At 46.2% G+C, this 14465-nt stretch carries 14 protein-coding genes and 2 pseudogenes; 14 read left to right on the forward strand and 2 right to left on the reverse strand.

Features of this window, described 5'->3' with window-relative positions:
- Positions 1-82: 82 nt before the first annotated feature.
- The 8 genes and pseudogenes from LAY57_RS10360 to LAY57_RS10395 all read left to right on the forward strand — a co-directional run bounded on the left by LAY57_RS10360 (position 83) and on the right by LAY57_RS10395 (position 7500).
- Positions 83-907, forward strand: a complete 825-nt coding sequence (locus tag LAY57_RS10360; protein ID WP_249066347.1) for an inositol monophosphatase family protein — start codon at positions 83-85, stop codon at positions 905-907.
- A gap of 81 nt (positions 908-988) precedes the next feature.
- Positions 989-1942 carry a J domain-containing protein gene (locus tag LAY57_RS10365; protein ID WP_249066348.1) on the forward strand — a complete coding sequence of 318 codons (954 nt, stop codon included), beginning with the start codon at positions 989-991 and terminating at the stop codon, positions 1940-1942.
- On the forward strand, positions 1942-3258 hold the full coding sequence (locus LAY57_RS10370; protein WP_249066349.1) for an ATP phosphoribosyltransferase regulatory subunit: 1317 nt from the start codon (positions 1942-1944) through the stop codon (positions 3256-3258). Before LAY57_RS10365 ends, LAY57_RS10370 begins: the two co-directional genes overlap by 1 nt.
- 85 nt (positions 3259-3343) lie before the next feature.
- Positions 3344-3466: pseudogene (locus LAY57_RS10375) on the forward strand (ferredoxin family protein); the annotation flags it as partial.
- 580 nt (positions 3467-4046) lie between these two features.
- Complete coding sequence (gene ltrA, locus LAY57_RS10380) at positions 4047-5759, forward strand: group II intron reverse transcriptase/maturase (protein ID WP_249066350.1); 1713 nt, start codon at positions 4047-4049, stop codon at positions 5757-5759.
- Positions 5760-5869: 110 nt separating this feature from the next.
- Positions 5870-5971 (forward strand): annotated as a pseudogene (locus LAY57_RS10385) (4Fe-4S binding protein); the annotation flags it as partial.
- 211 nt (positions 5972-6182) lie between these two features.
- Positions 6183-6911 carry an ABC transporter ATP-binding protein gene (locus tag LAY57_RS10390; protein WP_249066351.1) on the forward strand — a complete coding sequence of 243 codons (729 nt, stop codon included), beginning with the start codon at positions 6183-6185 and terminating at the stop codon, positions 6909-6911.
- 229 nt (positions 6912-7140) lie between these two features.
- On the forward strand, positions 7141-7500 hold the full coding sequence (locus LAY57_RS10395; protein ID WP_249066352.1) for a four helix bundle protein: 360 nt from the start codon (positions 7141-7143) through the stop codon (positions 7498-7500).
- 6 nt (positions 7501-7506) lie between these two features.
- Here LAY57_RS10395 and LAY57_RS10400 read toward each other — a convergent pair whose 3' ends face one another.
- Positions 7507-8049, reverse strand: coding sequence for a Uma2 family endonuclease (locus tag LAY57_RS10400; RefSeq protein WP_249066353.1), 543 nt, complete (start codon positions 8047-8049; stop codon positions 7507-7509).
- 62 nt (positions 8050-8111) lie between these two features.
- Here LAY57_RS10400 and LAY57_RS10405 point away from each other — a divergent pair, with 62 nt between their 5' ends.
- The 5 genes from LAY57_RS10405 (at position 8112) to LAY57_RS10425 (ending at position 13121) form a co-directional block, all read left to right on the forward strand.
- The gene (locus LAY57_RS10405) at positions 8112-8573 is read left to right on the forward strand and encodes a M67 family metallopeptidase (RefSeq protein WP_249066354.1); all 462 of its coding nucleotides are present in this window, start codon (positions 8112-8114) and stop codon (positions 8571-8573) included.
- Between the two features lie 89 nt (positions 8574-8662).
- Entirely contained in the window at positions 8663-9835 is a 1173-nt protein-coding gene (gene moeB / locus LAY57_RS10410) for a molybdopterin-synthase adenylyltransferase MoeB (RefSeq protein ID WP_249066355.1), read from the forward strand.
- 176 nt (positions 9836-10011) lie between these two features.
- Positions 10012-10545, forward strand: a complete 534-nt coding sequence (locus LAY57_RS10415) for a class I SAM-dependent methyltransferase (protein WP_249066356.1) — start codon at positions 10012-10014, stop codon at positions 10543-10545.
- Between the two features lie 845 nt (positions 10546-11390).
- Positions 11391-12503: a zinc-dependent alcohol dehydrogenase gene (locus LAY57_RS10420; RefSeq protein WP_249066357.1), complete on the forward strand. Its 1113-nt coding sequence runs from the start codon at positions 11391-11393 to the stop codon at positions 12501-12503.
- Between the two features lie 15 nt (positions 12504-12518).
- Positions 12519-13121 (forward strand): hypothetical protein, encoded by a 603-nt coding sequence (locus tag LAY57_RS10425; RefSeq protein WP_249066358.1) that lies wholly within the window; start codon positions 12519-12521, stop codon positions 13119-13121.
- Positions 13122-13262: 141 nt separating this feature from the next.
- On the opposite strand, the gene LAY57_RS10430 is transcribed toward LAY57_RS10425, so the two are convergent.
- Entirely contained in the window at positions 13263-13610 is a 348-nt protein-coding gene (locus LAY57_RS10430; RefSeq protein ID WP_249066359.1) for a Dethiobiotin synthetase, read from the reverse strand.
- A gap of 152 nt (positions 13611-13762) precedes the next feature.
- On the opposite strand from LAY57_RS10430, the gene LAY57_RS10435 reads away from it, so the two are divergent.
- Positions 13763-14428, forward strand: coding sequence for a COP23 domain-containing protein (locus LAY57_RS10435; protein WP_249066360.1), 666 nt, complete (start codon positions 13763-13765; stop codon positions 14426-14428).
- Positions 14429-14465 lie beyond the last annotated feature (37 nt).

Raw genomic sequence — 14465 nt, forward strand, 5'->3', positions numbered from 1 at the left:
CTTTTGACTTTTGACTTTTGACTTTTGACTTTTGACTTTTGACTTTTGACTTTTGACTTTTGACTTTTCTAGCCCCTGAAAGATGAATCGCAACACCCCCGAACAACTGCAAACATTCCTGGAGATTGCCACCGAAGCCGCTCTGGCAGCCGGTACAGTCCTACAATCCTATTTAGGAAAATTAGAAGAGATTGAAGAAAAAGGGCGTCCGGGGGATTTACTAACGGCAGCAGATAAAGCCGCCGAAGCCACCATCCTGGAAATTTTACGCCGCCACTTTCCCGACCATTCCATCCTGGCAGAAGAATCAGGGAGACTGGGAGAAAATAAAAGTGAATACCTCTGGGCGATCGATCCCCTAGATGGTACTACCAACTTTGCCCACCAGTACCCCTTTTTCGCCACCTCGATCGGACTTTTGATTGACGGAATTCCCCAAGTAGGTGCTATTTTCGATCCATTTCACAACGAACTGTTTCGCGCTGCCAAAGGTTTGGGCGCAACGCGCAACCGTCGCCCCATCCGAGTTTCCGCAACATCCGATCTGAGCAAGAGCTTGTTGGTTACAGGCTTTGCCTACGATCGCAGAGAGACAGCTGACAACAACTACGCCGAGTTTTGTCACCTCACCCATCTTACCCAAGGCGTCCGGCGCAGCGGCTCAGCATCCCTAGATCTAGCCCATGTCGCTTGCGGTCGTCTTGATGGATACTGGGAAAGAGGACTTTCTCCTTGGGATATAGCGGCAGGAATAGTACTGGTACAGGAGGCAGGTGGTAAGGTAACCGCTTACGATCGCAGTTCTTTGCAAATTGATTCAGGCCGAATTCTCGCCACCAACGGTCACATTCATCACAGCCTCAGTAGCGAACTTATGCAGGTTCGTCCGTTATCAGGGTTGGAGTAATGCCGTAAATTTACCCTAGCGCATCGTTAGATGTGGCGAAGTACACTAGATTTAATCGCTGCAAAACTCGGAAACTACACTATGGCTTTTAATATAGAACGAGGACTATTCAAGTTAGAGTTTACGGATCACCACGCAGTTTTGGGAGTCCCATTGGATGCTGCGCCCAACGATATCCGCAAACGATATCTCAAAATTTCCCGTCGCCTGCATCCTGACAGCTGCACTGCGGAAAGCGAACCAGTAAAACAGCAGGCAAGCCAGTTATTTGCAAAACTGGTAAATCCAGCTTACGAACACCTGTTTGGGGATCAAAGTCGGGCTGAACATAATGCTCTTTTGAGTCGCATGGGCAAACGCCTCGTTCAGGAACAAAACAAAATCGAAATTCATAGCGAAGCAGCCAAGAAGTTAAACAAAGCAGGCAACTTGGATGTAGAGTATAAAACCGTACTCCAAAGCTTGGCGGAGAAGGAATATGAAACGCTCGATCGAGTTCTAGAACAAATTGCTGAAATCAGCGAACTGAATTTGATTTACTTGCTCAGAAAAGCGAGTCTGGGGCAAAGTACTAGAGATCAACAGACTCCTCCAAAATCGACAACAGCAGGTACGACAAAACCACCAGGACAAGTAACAGCAGCTGTGACTGAAAAGAAAATTGAAAAGCAGGAAACTTCACCGACTGAGACTTATTGCCGTCGCGCCGCAGATTATCTCGACAAAAACTATCCTGCTAAAGCGCTTTTGGAAATGAAGGATGCGCTCAAAATGGAGCCAAATAACAGTCGCTGTCACGCGCTACTGGCAATGGCTTATTGGAAGCAAGACCAGGGAACAATGGCTAAGATTCACATGAATCAGGCTTTGAAGTTCAATCCTCAAGAACCAACAGCATTAGAAGTCAAAAAATTGATGGAAAAGCTGGCAGAAAAATCCGCTTCTGCTGCTAAGAAGAAGGAAGCTGAAAAAAGCAGTGGTGGTTTATTTGGTCTGTTTGGTAAAAAGTCAGAGAAGAACGAGAAGAAAAAATAATGGTGCATCAATCACCCCCCTCTTTTCCTCCAAAAAGGGGGGATACCAAAGGCGGAACTTTTAACCGCCCAGATGAGAAAGGACTCAATTTTTATGCGCCTGGTGCTAGGGATTTATTGCCCCTCGATGTCGCCCAGAAACGCTGGATTGAAGACCGCTTGCAGCAGGTATATCATCGGTGGGGCTATCACCGGATTATTACTTCAACGATCGAGCGGTTGGATACTCTGATGGCTGGCGGGGCGATCGATCGCTCAACGGTTCTGCAATTGCAAAATGCAGAGGAGGAGGGACTGGGATTGCGCCCAGAACTGACTGCTAGTATCGCACGGACGGCAGTAACCCGGATGGCTGGCGTCACCTATCCTCAGCGCCTGTATTACAATGCCAATGTGTTTCGCCGATCGCCAGAAGGTAGCCACAACAATCAGCAGGAGTTCTACCAAGCTGGGGTGGAACTGATCGGCGGCGGCGGATTGCTGGCGGATGCGGAGATTTTGCTGCTGCTGGCAGAATGTATGCAGACTCTGGGTTTGAGCAATTGGTATTTGATTTTGGGAGAGGCGGGACTGACTCGAAGTTTGCTTTCTCCTTTCCCGGATGTTTTGCAAGATAAGGTGCGGCGGGCTCTAGCACATCTCGATCGCGTTACCCTGGAAACACTGCCTCTCTCAGAGGAACTCCGCGATCGAGCTTTGATGTTACTAGATTTGCGCGGACGTCCAGCTGACGTGCTGCAAAAAGTTGCCCATCTAGAACTACAGCCGCCTCAGCAAGAAGCTCTCAATCATCTTAAATCTCTTGTAGATTTACTAGAAGGAGGTTTTCCGAAGTTAAGTGATGGATCTGCGATCGCTTCTAGGGTGATTCTCGACCTCAGCTTAATTCAAACCTTTGACTACTACACTGGCATAGTGTTTGAAGTAGTCGGCGAAACTGAAACAGGAAAGCGCGTTTTGGGACAGGGAGGTCGCTACGACCAATTGCTGAGCCTTTATCATCCCCAAGGACAAAACGTTCCCGGTATCGGCTTTGGCCTTAATATAGAAGACCTTCACCAAGCTTTGCTGCCTACCGCTCAGTTACCCCACCAAACGCCTGGGATCGACTGGTTAGTGGTACCCGAAACTCCCCAAGCTTATCCCGCTGCTTTTGCTTATGCCCAAACTCTCAGAGATTCGGTTAATTTAGTACGAGTGGAAATAGATTTGATCGGACGCGATCGAGATGCTATCCGGGACTACGCTCTTCGTCGCCGCATCCGCCAAATTGCCTGGATCGAAGGGGAAGGGTCACCAACGATTGAAGCGCTGTGAGAAAAAAGGCATTAAAATCCGTAATGTAGGTTAGAACAAGATTTCTATCCGGTCTAGTCTGCCGAATTTTGAGAGAGAGAACACTTTGCCGCACACGATTGTTACCAATACTTGCGAAGGCGTTGCCGATTGCGTGGACGCCTGTCCCGTTGCTTGCATTCACGAAGGCCCAGGCAAAAATGCTAAAGGTACTGACTGGTACTGGATCGGTGCGATTCGTTTAGCCTAAAGCAAGCTGAAAAGCTTGCAGGACGGTTAGCCCAGTCGATGAGGCTGGTGACAACTGATTACATTTGAAGGTGCAAGTCCTTCCCCTCAAGTGCAGAGGTGAAAGCATATCCCCTATTTTGATGAGGTAGCAACCATCAGGGTAAAGCGGGGGTAAAAGACAGAATACTGATAGCCGAATTTGGTAACTGTCGAGCAAGAGTCCATGCGTAGCGAAAGCAAAGATGTGTCTGAACCATCGTCATACCAAATGGTGTAACGGCTAATCCAGGAATCCCTGGAAAACACCAAGCCAAAAGGCAAGGATAGGGCGTAGGCGATTCGATCCCCGACCTACAAGCACCGCCCACAAACCCGGTGGATAGCATCACGCTAAAGACTCAACAGGTGTAATCGGAACGAAGTAACCCTTATATATCTCTGGAAGGTCGAAAATCCAGTAAGTAGCTAACAAACGGTATGTAGGGGCGGGATTGTATCAGAAGCGAATGCCTCACTGTAATGGTGAGGATATGCAGACGGATACACGATAACTCCAAAAGGAAGAAAGACAAGTAGCAATGAATAAGTCTAATACGCAGAACAATCTGACGGTGGAATGGAAAGACCTTAACTGGCGAAAGCTGGAGAGGGTAACTTTCAAGTTGCAAAAGCGAATTTTCCAAGCGAGTGAGCGTGGCGATGTTAAAGCAGTTCGCAAACTTCAGAAGACCTTGATTAGGTCTTGGTCTGCAAAGTGTATTGCGGTTAGAAGGGTCACTCAGGATAATCAAGGGAAGAATACAGCGGGCGTGGATGGTGTGAAAACATTGACCCCAAGACGCCGTATGACCTTGGCAAGCAGCCTGAGAATCACTGGTAAATCCAAACCCGCCCGTAGGGTGATGATTCCCAAACCAGGAACAGAGGAAAAACGACCACTAGGAATACCGACGGTATATGACCGGGCTTTGCAAGCGTTAGTAAAATTAACGCTGGAACCAGAATGGGAGGCCAAGTTCGAGCCAAACAGTTACGGTTTCAGACCAGGACGTTCGTGTCACGATGCGATAGGAGCAATTTACAACATCATCAGTCAAAAAGCCAAATACGTGCTGGATGCTGATATTGCAAAATGTTTCGACCGTATAAACCATGAAGCGCTACTAACAAAGGCCAATACTTTCCCGACAATGAGACGGCAGATAAAAGCATGGCTCAAAGCCGGGGTTATTGACCAGGGTGAGTTATTCCCTACCAATGAGGGTACACCACAAGGAGGGGTAATTTCCCCCCTACTGGCGAATATTGCCTTACACGGTATGGAGGAGCGGGTTAAGCAATACGCAGAAACGCTAAAGGGGCAAAAAGAGAAAAACCGACAAGCCCTGAGCTTAGTTCGATACGCAGATGACTTTGTGATAATACACGAAGATATCAACGTAGTACAAACCTGTCAGAAAATAATTGCAGAATGGTTAAGTGACATTGGATTGGAGTTAAAACCAAACAAAACAAAACTAACCCACACCTACAGCGAATACGAAGGTAATACTGGGTTTGAGTTTCTAGGATTCCACATCCAACAGCACAAATCAGGTAACTACCGATGTGCCAAGAGTTCTCATGGAAAACCGCTGGGTTTTAACACACTAATCACCCCTAGCAAAGCCAAAATAAAAACCCACCTGAAGAAGATTGCTGAAGTAATAGATGCTCACAAGACTGCCCCTCAAGCTGCCCTGATTAGCAAGCTGAATCCAATCATTAGGGGATGGTCAAACTATTACTCAACAGTAGTCAGCAAGGAAACCTTCTCAAAGGTTGACCATTTGGTATGGGATAAGTTAAGAGCCTGGGCTAGGAATAGGGGGAAAGGTGACATCAATAAGGGCAAGTACTGGCGAACAGTAGGAGATCGAAATTGGTGTTTCAGTACAGAGGATGGATTAGAGTTAGCCGATCATGCAGCGACGCCAATTGTAAGGCACGTCAAAGTGAAAGGGGAAGCTAGTCCATACAACGGTAACTGGATTTACTGGAGTAAACGACGTGGAGAATACCCTGGAACCTCTAACAGAGTTGCAAAATTACTCAAGAGACAACAGGGTAAATGCACCCACTGTGGTCTGTACTTCACAAGTACAGACATTGTAGAAGTTGACCATGACAAACCAAAATCGCTAGGTGGTAAAGATACCTACGATAACCTAAGACTTCTACACAAACATTGCCACGACACAAAAACGGCTAACGACGGCTCCCTTAAGAGCTACGAAGATAACCCGTTTTGAATCGTATCCATAACAAGGATGGAGTTATTGAGGAGCCGGATGAGGCGAAAGTCTCACGTCCGGTTCTGAAGGAGAGGTAGGGGTAGCAATGCCCATATCGACTCTAACATTTTGCCACCTGTATTGACTGTGGCATTTGTTTGCAAGTATGTCCTGTAGAAGGGGCGATCGTCCCAGAAGAACGCCCAGATTTGCAAAAAACTCCTCAGTAGTTAATTTTAGATTGCAGATTTCAGATTTAAAATTGTCAATTCAAAATAAATTTGAAATCTGCCATTCTTCAATCTTAAATTTCCCAATGACAACTGACAGCGGAAGAAGGAGCTAGGGGCTAGGGGCTAGGGGCTAGGGGGAAGAGGGGAAGAGATTTACCAATGACAACTGACAACTGACAACTGACAACTGACAACTGACAACTGACTAATGACTAACGAACCCTTATTAGAAGTTGAAGATGTTTATGCAGGGTATGTCAAAGATTTGGATATCCTGCAAGGCGTCAATTTCAAAATTTATCCTGGTGAATTGGTGGCGGCGATCGGCCCAAATGGTGCCGGTAAATCAACGCTGGCTAAAACTATCTTTGGACTTCTCACACCCCACCGAGGCAAAATAACTTTCAAAGGCGAAAACATTGCTGGCTTGAAATCCGATCGAATCGTTCAGCGCGGAATGTGCTACGTTCCCCAAATCGCCAATGTTTTCCCTTCCCTTTCGGTGGAAGAAAATTTAGATATGGGCGCTTTTATTCGCAATATCTCTTTACAACCCCTCAAGGATAAAATTTTTGCTTCTTTTCCCGTTTTGGCAAAGCGCCGCCACCAACGTGCTGGGACTCTCTCTGGCGGGGAACGCCAAATGTTGGCGATGGGAAAAGCTTTGATGCTAGAACCGAGTCTGCTGCTGCTGGATGAACCTTCGGCTGCATTGTCTCCTATTCTGGTAAACAATGTTTTTGAGCAGATTAAACAGATTAATCAGACGGGAACTGCTATTGTGCTGGTGGAGCAAAATGCTCGGAAAGCTCTGGAAATGTCCGATCGCGGTTATGTGTTGGAGGCTGGACGCGATCGCTTCTCTGGCCCCGGCATAGAATTGTTGAATGACCCCAAAGTCGGCGAACTCTATCTGGGAGTCAGTGCTTTACATTAAATTTTTCTTGTAAGTAGTGTTGATCTCAACGCGGTTTTGCTGTATATTAGAGTGATTACCTTAATAATGGGATGTTTGTGGTTGTAAAAATTTAGAACAAATTACCATTATTAAGAAAATTATTCAAACATAATTCTATTGTATCACCAAGCAACCAGAAAACAATCGCGCCGATTTGATGAAATAATATTTAACATTGACAGATGCAGATAGATAGCCGAAAGACAAGATGAGAGACTTCAGAGAATTACCGGAATGGGAAAAAGCCCATGAACTGACAGTAGCAGTTTATGAAACGACAAGCGAGTTTCCCGAAAAGGAGATACTGGGATTAACGCAACAGATTCGTTTAGCTAGTTCTGCCGTCCCCATCAAAATCGCGCAGGGATGCGCCAGAGATGACAGAGGGGAACAAGTGAATTTACTTGAAGTGGCAGCAGATTCAGCAATTGAGTTGGAATATTACCTATTATTCAGTTATGAATTAGACTACTTAAATATCGCTGAGTACGATCGCCTCATCAGCGGAGTAGTGGAAGTCAAAGAAAAGCTGGAATCTTTAATCGAAAGGCTAAAAACTAATTCCTGATTGCCTTTACTCGAAGACAGGAGGCCAAAGTTCGGCAATTGGCAATTCCCAACCGGGGCACAACGTTGGTATGGTGAGGATGTCGCCATCGCGGAGTACTTGGGGTTGAGCGTTCAGTCGATAAACTGTTACAGTTAGTTTATCGGGGTCGATCAAAATCCCCACATCTGTTCCCAGTCTCAGGAATAAGTCAATTTTCTCTTCGATGGGCTTAATGCGATCGGTTTTAGACTTAATTTCTACCATCAAATCGGGAACTAACTCAACAAAATTTCGCTGACTGCGCTTAAGTCTTTCGGCGCGGACAAAGGAAACATCTGGCGCACGTAAGTTTGAGTTAGGTAAGATAAAGCCAGCACTGGAACCAGTCAGGCGACCTAGATTGCGTGGTAGTAACCACATACCTAAGAAAATTAGTAACCGAGAACCAATTTCGTCTGATGTGTAATCGCATGGGCCCATAATAACAATCTTTCCATCTACTAACTCGTATTGCCAATCGGGATGTTCGGATTGTACTTGTTCTAAATCTTTGATAGTTAGGAACATCAGATAACCTCTAGTTAATTGGTGACTCTATATCAGATCTTGCACGATCGCTACCTTTATTTGTGACTATCAAACTTCAACTTCACCATCTCCAAGGTATCCGCACTCACGCTGAAAGCACCTATCCAGAAGAGTGCTGCGGCATTGTGGTGGGACATTCAGGTGATGATGGGAAAACTGTAGTGGAAATTTGGGCTACCGAGAATGCCTGGAGTGCTGAAGCGGCAGATGATTTCCCAGAGGGAGAAGGGGAGGCGAGCAAAAAGCGGCGATATGCGATCGCACCTGGTGATATGCTAAAAGCACAACGGCAAGCACGCGATCGGTCTCTCAACATCATTGGCATTTACCACTCCCACCCGGATAACCCAGCGATTCCCTCAGAAATGGATCGCGCGATCGCATGGCCGGTGTATTCTTATATCATTGTCTCAGTGCCGCAAAGCAAAGCAGGGGAACTGCAAAGCTGGTGTCTAGACGACAGCCACCAGTTTCAGCCAGAGGAAATTATCACCGAAATATAAAACAAATTATAAAAATTAGAGAAACGCAAACACACAAAGGATACTCTTTTTAGATAGGATCTAAATCCGCTCTTCCCTATCAGACTGCCATGCTCAATCCCAATCTGGATGAAATCCAGTTATCCAAAGAAGAATACGAACGCTACTCCCGTCACCTGATTTTACCAGAAGTAGGACTGGAAGGGCAAAAACGCCTCAAAGCTGCCAGCGTCCTCTGCATCGGTACGGGTGGACTGGGTTCTCCACTGCTACTGTACCTCGCCGCCGCAGGAATCGGACGTATAGGTATTGTGGATTTCGATATTGTCGACAGTTCCAACCTGCAACGCCAAGTCATACACGGTACATCTTGGGTAGGTAAACCCAAAATTGAGTCTGCCAAAAACCGGATTCTGGAAATCAACCCGAATTGCCAGATAGACTTGTACGAAACCCGGATTAGTTCAGAAAACGCCCTCGACATCATCAAACCTTATGACATTGTAGTGGATGGCACCGACAACTTCCCCACCCGCTACCTAGTAAACGATGCCTGCGTTTTGCTCAATAAGCCAAACGTCTACGGTTCCATCTTCCGGTTTGAAGGACAAGCTACCGTCTTTAACTACGAAGGTGGCCCGAATTACCGCGACTTGTACCCGGAACCGCCGCCACCAGGGATGGTTCCTTCTTGCGCTGAAGGTGGCGTTTTGGGTATTTTGCCGGGAATTATTGGTGTGATCCAAGCAACGGAAACCGTCAAAATTATATTAGGAAAAGGCACAACTCTCAGCGGTAGACTGGTGCTTTTCAACGCGCTGGAAATGAAGTTCCGGGAATTGAAACTGCGACCTAATCCTGTCCGTCCGGTGATTGAAAAGTTGATAGACTACGAACAATTCTGCGGTATTCCCCAAGCAAAGGCAGAGGAGCTTCAACGCCAGATGGAAATGCAAGAAATGACTGTCCTAGAATTGAAGCAGCTGCTTGATAGCGGTGCTGATGATTTTCTACTGCTTGATGTTCGCAATCCGAATGAGTACGAAATTGCTAAGATTCCCGGTTCTGTTTTAGTGCCATTACCGGATATCGAAAACGGTAATGGTATTGAGAAGGTTAAAGAATTGCTCAACGGTCATCGTTTGATTGCACATTGTAAGATGGGCGGACGATCGGCTAAAGCGCTGGGTATTCTCAAGGAAGCTGGAATTTTGGGTACGAATGTCAAAGGCGGTATTACTGCTTGGAGTCGCGAAGTTGATGCTTCGGTTCCTGAGTATTAAGAGATCCAACCCCCCTTTTTAAGGGGGGCTAAGAAGTTGTAGCCCCAATACTGTTCGTCTGGCGCTAAAAGAAACCCGGTTTCTGGGCCTAAAAATACCCTTAACCTAACAATATTGGGTATTGCCGACTTTGCCCACGTTAGTCCCTAGCAATAAGTGGCTATAATAAAAACTTTATGCCCTATTCCTCCGGTGATTTTGAGCCATTGTTGCACAATTTTGTCAGCCAATTTCAACCCAGTTCGATCTTTGATGTGGGGATAGGGGCGGGCAGACTGGGCACAATCTGCCGTCAAGCCCATCCTCCCGCTAAAATCGTTGGTTTTGAGGTTTGGCAACCCTACGTAGACCAATTTAAACCCAATTATGAAGGGGTTTACAACGATATTGTGGTGGCTGATTTTCGTGACTGGATTAAGCAGAATTCTAACTGGCGATCGGACTTGATTGTTTTCGGCGATGTCCTAGAACATTTTTTCTATTCCCAGGTACACGATTGTTTGCAATTTTGCCAGTACCGGAGTAAACACATCATCATTATTTGGCCTACAGAGTACAGTCAGGATGAAGCATTTGGCAATTTGGAAGAAAGCCATCGCTGTAACTTTAGATTGCGAGATTTGATTGATTACGACATTGAATTTTATCAAAAAATGGCGATCGAACAAAATTCCACCCTACACATGGTTGTGATTAAAGGGTTAATCTGAACTGTTCCCCAGAAACCGGGTTTCTTCAAGAAACCCGGTTTCACCAGGTGTACTTCATGGAACTGAAACCCGCTATAAAGAATTTATAAGCTATTACGTGGCGATCGCACTAGGGCTATATTTGCCGATCCCCGTACTTTGGTTTTAATGATCCAAAGCAGTTGAAAAATTATACGTGATTATCACGAGGCCATTATTGATCTGCTGTTTAATCTACGTAATTATACTGAAATCAGTACGGGGATCAAGCCAAGCCCAAACAGAACTTCATTAAGCATTTCTGCATAAAAGATCGCCAAATAGCAAATTAGCCTTCAGATAGATGAGGCAACTAAATAACCGCTTTTATAGTTAAGTATAACGAGCTTGACCCGGAACAATGAGTAAATTTACTCATAAGGAGAAGAACTCGATCCGGTTAACCGAACTCTTCCATTACAAGGCCAAAAGGTAAATTTAAACAGAGTCGGGAAGATAACAAGCACATCCATATTGGGTTCAAGCAGGAGAGCAACATTTATAAAATGCTCGAACTCAGCCCGGTTTACGAACAAGCATTTGATTTTGACATCATTATACATTTCCAGGTCGGCATTTCTGCATTAGCGTTGATTTCTCAATTTAATTAACAGATTTTAATGAAGAGGCAAGATCAGATGAATACGCGCAGCAATACTTGTCCTTGTTGTGGAAGTGGACTACTCCGTCATATCCGCCATGAAGGCATCTATTGGTTTTGTACATCCTGCTACCAGGAAGTCCCATCACTGCTTTCCATCAGGATGCTGCATTGTGATACTCTAAAACAGCAGTCGCGTCCGCTCTTTGCAGTGAGTTCCTAAGTTTTGCTAGCAGCAGTACTTTACGGTCAAGAAAATTTACGCCTGGAATCCGTGCCTGACCCCGTTCCAGGCGCGGGTGAAGTTGTAATTCAAGTTGCGGCGGCAACCACTTGCGGCACTGACCTCAAGGTCTGGCGTCGCGGCGGTCATGCCAAAATGCTACGGCCTCCCACTTTGTTCGGTCACGAGGCATCAGGGCGGATTGTGGCTGTGGGAGAAAATGTTTTACATTGGCAGGTGGGCGATCGCGTAGTAGCAAATAACTCCGCTCCCTGCATGAATTGTTTTTTTTGTCAACGTCAGGAATATTCGCTCTGTCCGAACCTGACTTGGAATAACGGCACATTTGCGGAATACCTGAAAATTCCCGCCCCGATTGTGCAGCACAACTTGTTGCCGATTCCAGATGACTTGCCCCACGCCCTAGCATCGATGACGGAACCGCTTGCTTGCGTGCTGCATGGGGTGGCGCGTTCTAATGTGAAGGCAGGCGATCGCGTGGTAGTTTTGGGAGATGGTGCGATCGGGCTAATGTTCGTAGCAGCTTTGGCGCATGGGGGCAGAGGGGCAGAGGAGATTCAAAACTCAAAACTTTCCGACTCCCCAATCCAAAATCCAAAATCCGAAATCCAAAATCCAGTTGAAGTATTCCTATTTGGTGGCAATGACCAAAGGTTAGAGATTGGCAAAAAATTGGGTGCATCTGAGACTTTCAATTATCATCAATTTAGCGACATCCCAGCAGAGGTAAAAAAAGTAACAGAGGGATGGGGTGCGGATGTGGTAATTGAAGCAACGGGTGTGCCAGCGGTTTGGGAAAGTGCGATCGCTTCTGCCCGTCCTGGTGCGACGGTTAATTTATTTGGTGGTTGTCCGCGAGATACTACAATTACAGTAAATACAGAACAACTTCACTACAGCGAACTGACTCTCAAAGGAGTGTTTCACAATACACCAACTTATGTAAGAGAGGCGCTATCGCTGTTGGCAAGTCGCGTTATCCCGTTTGAATTACTGATTAGCGAATATCGACCGCTGCAAGATTTAGAACAAGTGTTTCACGATATGCGCGATCGCAAAGTAATTAAAGTAGCCATAGAACCACAAAAAGGATGAAGGTGAAGCAAAAGAATGAAATTTAAATTAGTCTTTCTTTTGCCTTTTGCCCTCGTTCCCTGGTTCTGCTTGGGAACACTTTTTACTTCAAAAGCCAACGCCTTACCGGGTCAGACAACCGATCGAGTTACCGCATGGATTAAAGCCCATCCCACCCTGCGACCCAGCAGTGGCGAAACCCTGCTAGTACGCAAAAGTGATACCGCCGCAGTGAGATTTATATTTCAAGCCTCCGTCCTATCACCGGGCTTAGCAACTCCTGCGGGAGATCCCGGCGTAATTCGCACCGAACAAATCGATTTGTTTAACGCGATCGATGGTGTGACCGCGAATCGCCTCGAAGAATCCCTGCGAGTTATCTATGGCTTGGATATCTATCAAGATTACCAAAGAGCGCAGGTAGTCTACGCTTATCCTAACGAAGCGATGGTGAGGGAAGCTCGCGGGCAAGCAGCCCCCTTACAGGAAGCATTGCAAGGACAACTGCGCTTAGGCGACAGATATGCCTACTGGTTAGAGATTGCCCAACCCCGACAGGGTTTTCCCATCACCGGCAAAATTACAATTCTGCTCAAAAGCGATTTAGACAAGTTGGAATCAGAACTCCGCAATCGATGAAGGGACTAGAGACTAGGGGCTAGGGACTAGGGAAGAGGGGGGAGTAGGATTTTGCAGATCTTCCCTGTCTTCCCTTTTCCCTTTTCCCTCTCTTCCCTCTCTTCCCCTAGCCCCTAGCCCCTAGCCCCTAGCCCCTAGTTCTTAGCCTTGCCAGGTGCCAGCGAAGATACTTCGGACTGCGATCGCGATCCGATCCAAATCCTCATTCAACATAGGGGGCCACTCAATCCCAGATTTAAGGCCAACTTCGTACAGCTGGCGACTCTCAAAACACAACAGATGCAGTGCGAGAATTAGGTCGCGATCGAGATAGGTTTCCTCTTTGAGGGCGTCGAACGAAATTTTCAGCGCCAATAGTATAGATGTCAGCTGACCCGGCACTGGCGCTTTGCCCGATCGCAGACGCACCAGAAAGTCATCGGGATTTCGTTGGGTTAGCAAAGCCGTTCCCCGATCGATTAAAAAGTTACGCGCTGTTTTATAATCCATTAACCAAAATTAGCAACTAAAGAGCCAGCATCATCAAAAAATGTCTTTAGGAACATTATGCCAAATCATCCTGTCAGATAGTTCAAATGGATGAGGTACAACACCTGAAAAAAATTGTACCTTAAAAGTAGCCCTAATCGGAAGAGTTCTTTATGAAATCCCAGAAATTCCTGGCTCAATTGTTAGTATCCGCCCTCACTTTTTCTAGCGTTGTCGGGTTCGTATCCCAAGCGCAAGCCCAGGATAATAACCAACTCGATCAAACTGAGGAATTAGCAACAAACTTTCGTTGCGTTCGCGAAGGTCGTAACTATGCGACGATCGCCGAAAGAGGCGAGCGAGCCACATCACCCATCGTTGTTTGGAGAACCACAGAGTTCGGTGCCGATTATACTCCTCAACAACGCTGCCGCATTGTTTCTGATAGATTGACCAGAGCAGTAGCCAGCAATGGAGGTCGTCTCAGCAACTTATACCTCACAACCGGAACGCTCAATAATCTACCTGTTGTTTGTTACGTTAATAATGGAACATCTAATTGTAATTCCAACAATTTGCTGTTCACTCTCGATCGCCGCAGTGCCCAAAATCCAGATGAAGTTCTAGCCAATTTGCTGGAATTTGGTACAACAGGTTCTGGTCGTCCAGTCTACTCGCTTAGACCCAACAACAGTACAACTACAACTACAACGAGACAGCGACGAACTTTCAGTTTGGAAAGAGTTGTCAACGAAGCATTTGGATCGCGAAACAGTGGAGTAGTTACTCCTCGACCTGGAACTGGAAATAATTCTGGGGGTAGGAATAACGGTATCTAATTCAAATTGAATAGATTGTTGATTTCGAGTAGTAGCC

This window comes from Argonema antarcticum A004/B2 (genome assembly GCF_023333585.1).
Classification (GTDB): domain Bacteria; phylum Cyanobacteriota; class Cyanobacteriia; order Cyanobacteriales; family Aerosakkonemataceae; genus Argonema; species Argonema antarcticum.

Excerpts from the sequence above, each read along its gene's own strand:
- LAY57_RS10415 (WP_249066356.1), top strand. The coding sequence starts at position 10,012 with ATGCCCTATTCCTCCGGTGATTTTGAGCCATTGTTGCACAATTTTGTC.
- LAY57_RS10365 (WP_249066348.1), top strand. The coding sequence starts at position 989 with ATGGCTTTTAATATAGAACGAGGACTATTCAAGTTAGAGTTTACGGAT.
- LAY57_RS10370 (WP_249066349.1), top strand. The coding sequence starts at position 1,942 with ATGGTGCATCAATCACCCCCCTCTTTTCCTCCAAAAAGGGGGGATACC.
- LAY57_RS10390 (WP_249066351.1), top strand. The coding sequence starts at position 6,183 with ATGACTAACGAACCCTTATTAGAAGTTGAAGATGTTTATGCAGGGTAT.
- LAY57_RS10430 (WP_249066359.1), bottom strand. The coding sequence starts at position 13,610 with ATGGATTATAAAACAGCGCGTAACTTTTTAATCGATCGGGGAACGGCT.
- LAY57_RS10400 (WP_249066353.1), bottom strand. The coding sequence starts at position 8,049 with ATGTTCCTAACTATCAAAGATTTAGAACAAGTACAATCCGAACATCCC.
- ltrA (WP_249066350.1), top strand. The coding sequence starts at position 4,047 with ATGAATAAGTCTAATACGCAGAACAATCTGACGGTGGAATGGAAAGAC.
- moeB (WP_249066355.1), top strand. The coding sequence starts at position 8,663 with ATGCTCAATCCCAATCTGGATGAAATCCAGTTATCCAAAGAAGAATAC.
- LAY57_RS10425 (WP_249066358.1), top strand. The coding sequence starts at position 12,519 with ATGAAATTTAAATTAGTCTTTCTTTTGCCTTTTGCCCTCGTTCCCTGG.
- LAY57_RS10395 (WP_249066352.1), top strand. The coding sequence starts at position 7,141 with ATGAGAGACTTCAGAGAATTACCGGAATGGGAAAAAGCCCATGAACTG.
- LAY57_RS10360 (WP_249066347.1), top strand. The coding sequence starts at position 83 with ATGAATCGCAACACCCCCGAACAACTGCAAACATTCCTGGAGATTGCC.
- LAY57_RS10435 (WP_249066360.1), top strand. The coding sequence starts at position 13,763 with ATGAAATCCCAGAAATTCCTGGCTCAATTGTTAGTATCCGCCCTCACT.